A 10,561-nucleotide genomic window follows, 5' to 3' on the forward strand; every position below is an offset into this window, starting at 1 on the left:
CGGCGGCCTCTTCGGCCTGGGACACGTCCTCGGCGTCCGGCAGGACAGCGCCGCCCTGATGCTCGGCCTCGCCGCGACCCTGCTGGTCCGCGGCGGCATCACCGCCTGGCGGGCGTCGCTGCTGACCTCCTCGCCCGCCCCGGCACCGACGTACGGTGGCGGAACGCCGTCGGCACCGGCTGCCCCGGTGGCGCGGCCGACGTGGAAGGAGCGGGTGTGAACGAGAACGCCTGGACCCGCTGGCCCTCACGCGAGGCGCTCAGCAAGGAGGGCGTCAGCCGCCCCCGGCGTCTGCTGGCCCGGGCCATCAGGGGGGTGCTGCTCGGGCTGCTGCTGTGGGCGGCCCTCCGGCAGGACGACATCCCTCTGTGGGGAGAGGTCGCCGCCGTGGCAGGCGTGCTGCTGGCTTCCGGTGCGGCATGGGGCTACTTCCGCACCACCTACGCACACCGGCTGCTGCCTTCCCTGGCGCTCGTCGCCGCGCTCCTGGCCCTGGCGGTCGCCGCCCAGGTGACAGGTTTCGGGGGCCCGGCCCTGGTGCTCTGGTGCGGCTGCGGCATCCTCGCGCTGGAGCGGCTGCCCCTCGCGGCGGCGGTACCGGTGACCTCGGTCGCCCTGGCCTCCTTCGCGGTCTTCAACAAGGACGTGTGGCTCACCACCGCTTCCACCGTGGCCGGGCTGGCGCTGGCCGGGTACGTGGCACGGCTCGACTCGGAGGCACGGGGCAACGCGCAGCGCCTCCTCGCCCAGGAGCGGGCCGCGCGGGAGGCGGAGGCGGAGTCGGCCGCGTTGAGCGAGCGGGCGCGGATAGCGCGGGAGATCCACGACGTGCTGGCCCACAGCCTGTCGGCGCAGATGGTGCACCTGGAAGCAGCCCGGCTGCTGCTGGAGCGCGACGCGAGCCGTGAGCAGGTGCTGGAGCGGGTGGTGGCGGCGCGGGGCATGGCCCGCGACGGGCTCACCGAGACCCGCCAGGCGCTGTCGGCGCTCAGGGGTGAACTGACCCCGCTGGAGGAGTTCCTGACGGACCTCGTCAGCGTGACGGACGGGGGCGAGATCACCGTCACGGGTGAGCGCAGGCCGCTGCCGGCCGAGGCGTCGCAGGCGGTGCGGCGGGTGGCGCAGGAGGCGATGACGAACGTCCGTAAGCACGCCCAGGGCGCCAAGGTGCTGGTCCGGCTCGACTACGGCGAGCATCAAGTGACCCTCGATGTGCGGGACAAGGGCGGGCGTCCGGGCGAACTGGCCGCCTCCGGCGGCGGGTACGGTCTGCTGGGCATGCGGGAGCGCGCCGAACTGCTGGGCGGCTCGCTGGACGCGGGGCCGGACGAGGAGGGGTTCGTGGTGACGTTGAAGGTGCCGGTATGACGGCGCCGGAGGGGGAGCGGAAACCCGCGCGGGTGGTGGTCGCCGACGACCAGACCGTGGTGCGGGAGGGCATCGTGATGCTGCTGGGGCTGTTGCCCGGCCTCGAGGTGGTCGGCGCGGCCGGGGACGGCGAGGAGGCGGTGCGCCTGGTCGGCGAACTGGCCCCGGACGTGGTGCTGATGGACCTGCGGATGCCCCGGTGCGACGGGGTGGAGGCCACCCGGCGCATCCGGAGCGAGTATCCGGGTACCCAGGTGGTGGTGCTGACCACGTTCGCGGACGACGAGTCGCTGTTCGCCGCACTGCGCGCCGGGGCGCGGGGGTACCTGACCAAGGACGCGGGCGGGGAGGAGATCGTGCGGGCGGTCCAGAGCGTGCTGTCAGGAGAGGCGGGGCTGGCGCCGGGCATCCAACTCCGGTTGCTGGAGAAGCTGTCGCAGGCCGAGGTGCGGACGACTGCGGCACCGCCCGAGCCGCCCGACGGGCTGACCGCCCGCGAGAGCGAAGTACTGGTGCTGATCGGCGAGGGCCTCAACAACCAGGAGATCGCCCGGAAGTTGCACGTCTCCACCGCGACCGTGAAGACGCACATCAACAATCTCTTCGCCAAGACGGGCCTCAAGGACCGTGCACAGGCGGTGCGTTACGCGTATGCGAAGGGCATGGTGCGACCGCGGGTGGAGTGACTCACCTGATGGGGTGAAGTGGTACGGGAAGATGTGTCGCGGATCTTCCCGATCTGTCCATCCTTGGGTATGCAGTCAAGCAATGGTCGACACTTCGGTGCCGGGAACGGTCCCGGAAGTTCGGCCGACAACCAGGAAGAGCAGAGCGTGACTTCCCGCGACGTGCGGCAAGAGGACCCCTGGCACGACACGCTGACCGCCGGCTGGGGCGCGCTGGACGGGGCGGGGATGCCCACGCCGGTGGCCGTCCCGCGGCCGCGCGGTCGGGCCGAGCGGGAGATCGCGGAGGCTCGGGCCCGCGACGTGTATCTCGCGGTGCAGCAGAGCGAGGCGTTCCAGGAGGTGCGCAGCCGGTACCGGAGGTTCGTGGTGCCGGGAGCCGCCGCCTTCCTCGTCTGGTACGTGGGGTACGTGGTCACCGCGACGGCAGCGCCCGGTCTGATGGCGCGGCCCGTCATAGGGGCGGTGAACGTGGGGATGCTCGCCGGGCTGGGGCAGTTCGCCAGCACCTTCCTGCTCACCTGGGCCTACGCGCGGCACGCGCGACTGCGGCGCGACCGTCCCGCGCTGGAACTGCGCTGGGACACCCAGGAGCTGACCCGTGGCGTCCAGGGAGGCACCTCGTGACCAGCCACCACCAGATGCTGGCGCTGGTCCTGTTCAGCGCGTTCGTGGCCGTGACCCTGGGCATCACCACCTGGGTCAGCCGGCGCAGACACGGGTCGGCGGAGGAGTTCTACGCAGGTGGGCGGCTCTTCACCCCGCTGGAGAACGGGTTCGCCATCTCCGGCGACTATCTCTCGGCGGCCTCCTTCCTCGGAGTGACCGGCCTGATCGCGCTGTACGGCTACGACGGGCTGCTGTACGGCGTCGGATTCCTCGTGGCCTGGCTGGTCGTGCTGTTCGTCGCGGCCGAACTGGTGCGGAACTGCGGCCGGTTCACTTTGGCCGACGTGGTCGCCGCGCGGATGGCCGAGCGGCCGGTGCGGATCGCCACCGGCTCCGCCTCGGTCACCGTCTCCGTCATGTACCTGGTCGCCCAGATGGTGGGCGCCGGAAGCCTGGTGGCGCTGCTGCTCGGCGGCTCCGGCGGGGCCGCGCAGGCGTGGACGGTCATCGGGGTCGGCGCGCTCATGGTGATCTACGTGTCGCTGGGCGGGATGCGGGCGACCACCTGGATTCAGATCGTGAAGGCCGTCCTGATGCTGGTCGGGACGATCGTGATGACCGTGCTGGTCCTGGTCCGGTTCCACGGGGACATCAACCAGTTGCTGCTGACGGCTGCCGAGCGCAGTGGGCACGGGGCATCGTTCCTGGCGCCGGGTCTCAAGTACGGCGGTGACTGGACCGCGCGGATGGACTTCATCAGCCTCGGCCTGGCGCTGGTGCTGGGAACCGCGGGCCTGCCGCACATCCTGTCCCGCTTCTACACGGTGCCGACCGCGCGGGCAGCCCGGCGTTCCACGGTCTGGTCGATCGGGCTCATCGGCAGCTTCTACCTGATGACGATCGTCCTCGGCTTCGGCGCGACCGCCGTGGTGGGCGCCGACGCGCTGCGCCGGTCCAACGCGGCCGGGAACACCGCGATCCCGCTGCTGGCGCTCGACCTGGGCGGCGGTGCCTCCTCCACCGGGGGCACCGTGCTGTTCGCGGTCGTGGCCGCCGTCGCCTTCGCCACCATCCTCGCGGTGGTCGCGGGGATCACCCTCGCCTCCTCGGCGTCGGTCGCCCACGATCTGTACGCGTCACTGCGGCGCCGGCCCACCACCCCGCGGGGCGAGGTGGCGGTGGCGCGGATCGCGGCGGCCGCCATCGGTGTCGTGGCGATCGCGCTGGGGCTGCTGGCGCGGAACCTCAACGTGGCCTTTCTGGTCGGTCTGGCCTTCGCGGTGGCCGCTTCGGCGAATCTGCCCACGCTGCTGTACTCGCTGTTCTGGCGGAACTTCACCACGCGCGGCGCGGTCTGGGCCGTGTACGGCGGGCTGATCCCGGCGGTGATCCTGGTGCTGCTGTCGCCCGTGGTGTCGGGGAGCCCCGGCTCGCTCTTCCCCGGCGTCGACTTCCAGTACTTCCCCCTCCAGAACCCGGGCATCATCTCCATCCCGCTCGGCTTCCTCGCGGGCTGGCTGGGCACGGTCACCTCGGACGAGGTGCCGGACGAGGCCAAGTTCGCGGAGACCGAGGTGCGTTCGCTGACCGGAGCCGGCGCCGTGTAGGCGCCCTGGGCCTGGGTGACGTCACAGCGTCACGGCGTCACCCAGGCGTACCGGTGCTCGGGCCGCCCGGTGTCCCCGTATCTGAGGGACAGCCGTAGGCGGCCCGCCTGCTCCAGGTGGCGGAGATATCGCTGGGCGGTGGAGCGGCTCAGCCCCGTGCGGGAGGCCACCTCGTGCGCCGACAGGGGTTGTTCCGCCCCGTGCAGGACCCCGCAGATCAGGTCCGAGGTCGGCTCCGTGTGACCGCTCGGCAGCCCTGGGGCCGAGGGAGCGGGGGCGGTGCGCAGGGCTCCGAAGATGCGGTCGACCTGTTCCTGGCCGGTCACCCCGCGTCCGCCCACCCGGTCGACGGTGCGGCGCAGCGCGGCGTAGGAGTCGAGGCGGCCGCGCAGGGCGTTGAAGGTGAAGGGCTTCACCAGGTAGTGCAGGGCGCCTAGGCGCATCGCCTGCTGCACGGTCGTCACATCGCTGGCCGCCGTGATCATGATGACGTCGGTGCCGTGGCCGTGCTGGCGCATCAGGTGGACGAGTTCGAGGCCGGTGCGGTCCGGCAGATAGTGATCGAGCAGCACCAGGTCGATGCCACCGCGTTCCACGGCGGCCAGCGCCTGGGCGGCACTGTGGGCGCGGGCGGCCACCCGGAAGCCGGGAACCTTGCCCACATACCTGGCGTTGATCTCGGCGACACGGAAATCGTCGTCCACGACCAGCACGTCAATCATCGGGCCTCTCCCTTAAGGCCGGCGAGCGTTAAGCCCGTGTTTCGGCTCCGCAGTTGTAGCGTGAGCAAAACGAGCACAACAGGTTCTTGCGAGCAAAAGAAGGGGTTGCGCGCACAAGACTCCTGTCGGAGCGGCGCCGCCCCTACCGTCCCGGTGCATGAGCGCAGACACCACCCCCGCCATCGAGCTGAGGGGCGCGAGCAAGATCTTCAGAACCCCTTCCGGTGATCCGCACACCGCGGTGAGCGGCCTGGACCTCACCGTGGAGCGCGGCGAGTTCGTCGCCGTCGTCGGCCCGACCGGCTGTGGGAAGTCCACCACGCTGACGCTGGTCAGCGGGCTGGAGGAGCCCTCCGAGGGTGAGGTGCTGGTAGCCGGGCAGCCGGTCGACGGCGTCGGCGACCGGGTCGGCTTCGTCTTCCAGCAGGACGCCACCTTCCCCTGGCGCACGGTGTTGTCCAATGTGATGGCCGGCCCCCGTTTCCGGGGTGTGCCCAAGGCGGAGGCCAAGCAGAAGGCCCGTGAGTGGCTGGCCCGTGTGGGGCTCGCCGCGTTCGAGGACCGGTATCCGCACCAGCTCTCCGGCGGCCAGCGCAAGCGCGTCGCCCTCGCCGCGACCTTCGTCAACGACCCCGAGATCCTGCTGATGGACGAGCCGTTCTCCGCGCTCGACGTGCAGACGCGCGCCCTGATGTCGGACGAGCTGCTGGAACTGTGGGAGGGCACCGGCGCCTCCGTCGTCTTCGTCACCCACGACCTGGAGGAGTCGATCGCGCTGGCCGACAAGGTCGTCGTGATGACCGCCGGGCCCGCGACGGTCAAGCAGGTCTTCACCATCGACCTGCCCCGGCCCCGCAAGGTCGAGTCGATCCGGCTGGAGCCCAAGTTCATCGAGATCTACCGCGAGATCTGGGAGTCCCTCGGTGAAGAGGTCCGCATCACCCGTGAGCGAGGTGCCGCCGATGTCGCCTGAGACCGTGACCCCGCCGCTCGCCGACCCCGTCAAGCCGCAGGCCCCGGCCCCGTCGCGTTCGCGGGCGCAGGCCGCCCGCAGGCGCCGGGTGATCGTGGTGGTGGCCCGCGTACTGCTGCTGGTCGGCGTGCTCGGCCTGTGGGAGGCGCTGTCCCGCGCCGAGGTGATCGACCCGTTCAACTTCTCGATGCCGTCGGAGATCTGGGACCAGATCACTTCCTGGGTGCTGCACGGCACCGCGCTCGGCTCCCTGGCCGAACAGATCTGGTACACGCTGTACGAAGCGTTGCTGGGCTGGGTCATCGGCGTCGTGGCGGGTGTCGTCCTCGGTATCGCGCTCGGCCGGGTCGCCTTCCTCGCCGACCTGTTCGGCCCCTACATCAAGGTGCTGAACTCCATCCCCAGGATCGTGCTCGCCCCGATCTTCCTGATCTGGTTCGGTCTCGGCCCCGCCTCCAAGGTCGCCTCGGCCGTGGTCCTCGTGTTCTTCCCGGTGTTCTTCAACGCCTTCCAGGGCGCACGGGAGGTCAACCGCGACCTGGTCGCCAACGCCCGCATCCTGGGCGCCACCGATCGGCAGGTCACCCTCCAGGTGGTCATCCCCTCGGCCACCTCCTGGATCTTCACCAGCCTGCACGTCAGCTTCGGCTTCGCCCTCATCGGCGCCATCGTGGGCGAGTACATCGGTGCCACCCGCGGCATCGGCCTGCTCGTCGCCCAGTCGCAGGGCACCCTCAACTCCGCCGGCGTGTACGCCGCGATGGTGATCCTCGCGGTCGTGGCGCTCCTCGCCGAGGGGCTGCTGACCTTCGCCGAACGCCGCGTCTTCCGCTGGAAGTCCTCCGACTCCGGGCACTGAACCCCCGTTCCACGCGCCGAACTCCCCGTACCCGCACAGTCCCAAGGACGTGACTCGTCATGCGTAAGCGCACCAGAATCGCCTCGCTCACCACCGCCTGTCTGCTCTCCCTCGCCTCCCTCACCGCCTGCGCCAACGAGGTGGCCAGCCACGGCGGTTCCAGTGGCGGCGGCAAGGGCACCAAGGTCAAGATCATGGTCGGTGGTCTCGACAAGGTCATCTACATGCCCGCGATGCTCACCCAGCGGCTCGGTTACTTCGACGCCGAGGGCCTGAACGTGGAGCTGCTGACGGAGCCCGCGGGGGCCCAGGCGGAGACCGCGCTCGTCTCCGGCCAGGTCCAGGGCGCCGTCGGCTTCTACGACCACACCCTCGACCTCCAGGTGAAGGGCAAGTCGGTCGAGTCCGTCGTGCAGTTCTCGCACGCGCCCGGCGAGGTGGAGGTGGTGTCCGCGAAGAAGACCGGCGACATCCACTCGCCCGGCGACTTCAAGGGCCGCAAGCTCGGTGTCACCGGGCTCGGTTCGTCGACCGACTTCCTCACCAAGTACCTGGCGGTCAAGCACGGCGTCCAGGTGAATCAGTTCAGTCCGGTCGCGGTGGGAGCGGGGCCGACGTTCATCGCGGCGCTCCAGAAGGGCTCCATCGACGCGGGCATGACCACCGACCCGACCGTCGCCACGATCCTGGCCAAGAAGGCCGGCCGCGTGCTCATCGACATGCGCACCCCGGAGGGCTCCCAGGAGGCCCTCGGCGGGCCGTACCCCTCGTCAAGCCTGTACATGAACACGGACTGGGTCAACGATCACAAGGACACCGTCCAGAAGCTCGTCAACGCGTTCGTCAAGACGCTCAACTGGATGTCCACCCACAGCCCCGAGCAGATCGCGGCCAAGATGCCGTCCGACTACTCCCAGGGCGACGAGAAGCTCTACGCGGCCGCCATCAAGAGCACCCTGCCGATGTTCACCAAGGACGGCATCATGCCGGCGCGGGGACCGCAGACCGTTGAGAAGGTGCTCAAGGCATTCAGTCCCAACATCAAGAACGCCGACGTCGACCTCGACAAGACCTACACCACCGAGTTCGCGGAGAAGGCCGCCAAGTAGCCGCTCAAAGGGCGCGGGGTGCCTGGTGCCCCCGCGCCTCCTCCGTGCCCGGCGGCACCGGGTCGCCCAGCGCGTCCGGCAGCACCACCGTGAACTCGGCGCCACCGCCCGCCGCCGCGCCCACCGAGGCCGAGCCGCCCTGGCGTTCGGCCAGGCGCCGCACCAGCGACAGGCCGATGCCGCGCTTGCCGTGCGCGGGAGGCTCCTTGGTGGACCAGCCCTCCGTGAACACCGACTCCCGCTGCTCCTCGGGCACGCCCGGGCCGGTGTCCCGTACCCGGAGCACCACCGTGCGGCCCTCGGTGCGCAACTCGGCCTCCACGCGCGCGTGCGGGGTGCCCGCCACCGCGTCGAGCGCGTTGTCCACCAGGTTGCCCAGCACCGTGACCAGACCGCGCGGGTCGATGAGCCGGTCCGGCAGCCAGGTCTCCTCCGACAGCCTGAGCGCCACCCCGCGTTCGGCGGCGACGGTCGCCTTGCCGACCAGCAGCGCGGCCAGCAACGGGTCCTCGATCCGCTCCGTGACCTGCTCGGCCGTCGCCCGGTGTTCCCCGACCAGTTCGCCGATGAACTCCGCCGCCTCGTCGTACATCTCCAGCTCCAGCAGCCCGAGCAGGGTGTGCATGCGGTTGGCGTGCTCGTGGTCCTGGGCGCGCAGGGCGTCGATCAGGCCGTGCGTGGAGTCGAGTTCGCGGCCGAGGCGCTCCAGCTCCGTACGGTCGCGCAGGGTGGCCACCGCGCCGCCGTCCTCGGTGGGCATCCGGTTGGCGACCAGGACGCGCCGACCGCGCACGGTCAGCAGATCGGTGCCGGTCACCCGGCCGGCCAGCACGTCCGTCGTACGTCCCGCGCCGAGCGCCTCGTCCGGCGAGCGTCCGACCGCCTCGTCCCCGATGCCGAGCAACCGGCCCGCCTCGTCGTTGAGCAGCCGTATCCGGCCGCTGCGGTCGAGTGCGACCACGCCCTCCCGGATGCCGTGCAGCATCGCCTCGCGCTCCGCGAGCAGCGCCGAGATGTCGGAGAAGGCCAGGTCACGGGTCTGCCGGTGCACCCGGCGGGAGATCAGCCAGGCGGCGAGCGCGCCCACCGCGAGCGCGCCCCCGGCGTACGCCAGCAGGCCGGGGATGGCGCCGAGCAGCCCGGCGCGCACGCTGTCGTACGCGATGCCCACCGAGACCGCGCCGACGATCCGGTGCCCGGCGTCGTACAGCGGCACCTTGCCGCGCGCGGAGCGGCCCAGGGTTCCCCGGTCGATCTCCATCACCTGGCGTCCGGCCAGGGCGCGGCTGGGGTCGGTGGAGACGCGGCGGCCGATCTCCCTGGTGGTCGGGTGGGACCAGCGTGTCCCTCGCGCGTCCATCACCACGATGTACTCGGCGTGCGTGGCCCGCCTGATCCGCTCGGCCTCCCGCTGCACCGGCCCCTCGGGGGTGGGCCGGGTGTGCAGGACCCCCTCGGCGATCGCCGGGTCCTGCGCGGTGGTCTGCGCGATGACCAGCGCCCGGCGCATCGCCTCCTGGTCCAGCTGTCCGCTGAGCGGCGCGAGGAAGAGCCCGGTCGCCAGGACAGCGACCCCGGCCGCGATCGTCACCTGGGTGAGCAGCACCTGCGCGAACGCCCGCCGGGGCAGACCGAGCCGGGGACGGCGGGCCGGGGGAGTGGGAGACATGCGGAGACGGTACGCGGAACCGCGCACGCCTCCCAGGGCGGCCGGGGTGTCAGCCCGCCAGGGCCGCCGTGTGCAGCGCCCTGATGCCGACGACGTCCATCCGCGCGGGGGCGCCCAGTACGTCGACCCCGCAGCTCTCCGGGCGCGGCGGCAGTGCGGCGGTCCGGGCCACGCTCACCCGCCAGCCCCGGCCGTCCGCGTGGCCGACGGTGACTTCCCAGTGGGGCGCCTCGCCCTCGGTGCGGACGACGTGCAGCGCGTCCGCCGTGTACTCGGCCGTCGCCGCCCGTACGGCCAGTTCGGCGGCCTGGCCGGGGCGGTCCCAGGCGGAGCGGCCGCGGCAGTCCTCGAGCAGCACCTGCCCGTCCTGGGCCCGGTGCAGGGCCTCCTTGACCGTGTGCGCCTCGGCACGGGCATACGCGTAGCCGTACGGCAGCACCAGCACGGTGGGGGCGAAGCGATGACCACCCAGATGAGTGACCTCCCAGACGCCGGGCACATCGGACGCGGTCAGTTCGGCGGCCAGTGGGCGGCCCAGCAGGGCGCAGCAGCGGTCGCGCTTGCCGTTGGTGCACACCAGCGCGAGCGGGTCACCGGTCTGCGCGCGCCCGCCGAGCACCGACGCGAAGGAGCGGGGGTCGCCCGCGCCCAGGGCGGCGAAGTCCAGGCCGAGGAGGCGGCGCGGGTCGCTGGTAGTGGTGCCGTACAGCCACACGTTTCCCGGAACTGTGTGGGCCACATACACCTGCCGCACGGGCGGTGTACCGGGGTCGGCGTGCCGGCCGGGGCGTCTGATCAGCGCCACCCGTACGCCGGTGTCCTTGGCGGCGGCCTCCAGGGCGCGGCCCAGCGCGGGGTCGAGATGGCTCGCGGTCAGCGCTTTCGCGCCCCAGGGGCCCGGCTGTTCCAGCAGCAGCCACGTCGTCGCCGTGGCCGCCGTGCCGGAAACGGGCTCGTCG

At 71.7% G+C, this 10,561-nt stretch carries 10 protein-coding genes and 1 pseudogene; 8 read left to right on the top strand and 3 right to left on the bottom strand.

The genetic code is table 11. The annotated features are described in order from the left end of the window. From CCN33_RS32665 to CCN33_RS02030, 5 genes and pseudogenes are all read left to right on the top strand, one after another. Positions 1-220 (top strand): annotated as a pseudogene (locus CCN33_RS32665) (DUF1453 domain-containing protein); the annotation flags it as partial. Beyond that, on the top strand, positions 217-1,368 hold the full coding sequence (locus tag CCN33_RS02015; RefSeq protein WP_167387743.1) for a sensor histidine kinase: 1,152 nt from the start codon (positions 217-219) through the stop codon (positions 1,366-1,368). The pseudogene CCN33_RS32665 and the gene CCN33_RS02015, both read left to right, overlap by 4 nt. Further along, a complete protein-coding gene (locus tag CCN33_RS02020; RefSeq protein ID WP_086690424.1) occupies positions 1,365-2,054 on the top strand; it encodes a response regulator transcription factor in 690 nt (229 codons plus the stop codon). The genes CCN33_RS02015 and CCN33_RS02020 overlap by 4 nt, the downstream gene beginning before the upstream one ends. A 69-nt stretch (positions 2,055-2,123) precedes the next feature. Next, the gene (locus CCN33_RS02025) at positions 2,124-2,681 is read left to right on the top strand and encodes a DUF485 domain-containing protein (protein ID WP_208621634.1); all 558 of its coding nucleotides are present in this window, start codon (positions 2,124-2,126) and stop codon (positions 2,679-2,681) included. Then, positions 2,678-4,270: a solute symporter family protein gene (locus CCN33_RS02030; protein ID WP_086690426.1), complete on the top strand. Its 1,593-nt coding sequence runs from the start codon at positions 2,678-2,680 to the stop codon at positions 4,268-4,270. Before CCN33_RS02025 ends, CCN33_RS02030 begins: the two co-directional genes overlap by 4 nt. Before the next feature lie 29 nt (positions 4,271-4,299). On the opposite strand, the gene CCN33_RS02035 is transcribed toward CCN33_RS02030, so the two are convergent. Continuing rightward, positions 4,300-4,992 (bottom strand): response regulator, encoded by a 693-nt coding sequence (locus tag CCN33_RS02035; protein ID WP_086690428.1) that lies wholly within the window; start codon positions 4,990-4,992, stop codon positions 4,300-4,302. 157 nt (positions 4,993-5,149) lie between these two features. Between CCN33_RS02035 and CCN33_RS02040 the strand changes: the two genes are divergently transcribed. The 3 genes from CCN33_RS02040 to CCN33_RS02050 are packed head-to-tail and all read left to right on the top strand — an operon-like array spanning position 5,150 to position 7,933. Next, positions 5,150-5,965: an ABC transporter ATP-binding protein gene (locus CCN33_RS02040; protein ID WP_086690430.1), complete on the top strand. Its 816-nt coding sequence runs from the start codon at positions 5,150-5,152 to the stop codon at positions 5,963-5,965. Beyond that, entirely contained in the window at positions 5,955-6,824 is an 870-nt protein-coding gene (locus CCN33_RS02045) for an ABC transporter permease (RefSeq protein WP_086690437.1), read from the top strand. Before CCN33_RS02040 ends, CCN33_RS02045 begins: the two co-directional genes overlap by 11 nt. Before the next feature lie 59 nt (positions 6,825-6,883). Then, positions 6,884-7,933, top strand: coding sequence for an ABC transporter substrate-binding protein (locus CCN33_RS02050; protein ID WP_086690432.1), 1,050 nt, complete (start codon positions 6,884-6,886; stop codon positions 7,931-7,933). Between the two features lie 4 nt (positions 7,934-7,937). Here the strand turns inward: CCN33_RS02050 and CCN33_RS02055 are convergent, their stop codons facing one another. Both CCN33_RS02055 and CCN33_RS02060 read right to left on the bottom strand, forming a co-directional pair. Beyond that, the gene (locus CCN33_RS02055) at positions 7,938-9,602 is read right to left on the bottom strand and encodes an ATP-binding protein (protein WP_086690439.1); all 1,665 of its coding nucleotides are present in this window, start codon (positions 9,600-9,602) and stop codon (positions 7,938-7,940) included. A 49-nt stretch (positions 9,603-9,651) separates the two neighbouring features. Further along, positions 9,652-10,561 (bottom strand): sucrase ferredoxin (locus CCN33_RS02060; protein ID WP_244173566.1); only part of this gene is annotated, 910 nt, incomplete at its 5' end.

The sequence above is a fragment of the Streptomyces recifensis genome (genome assembly GCF_002154615.1).
GTDB classification, from domain to species: Bacteria; Actinomycetota; Actinomycetes; order Streptomycetales; family Streptomycetaceae; genus Streptomyces; species Streptomyces griseoluteus.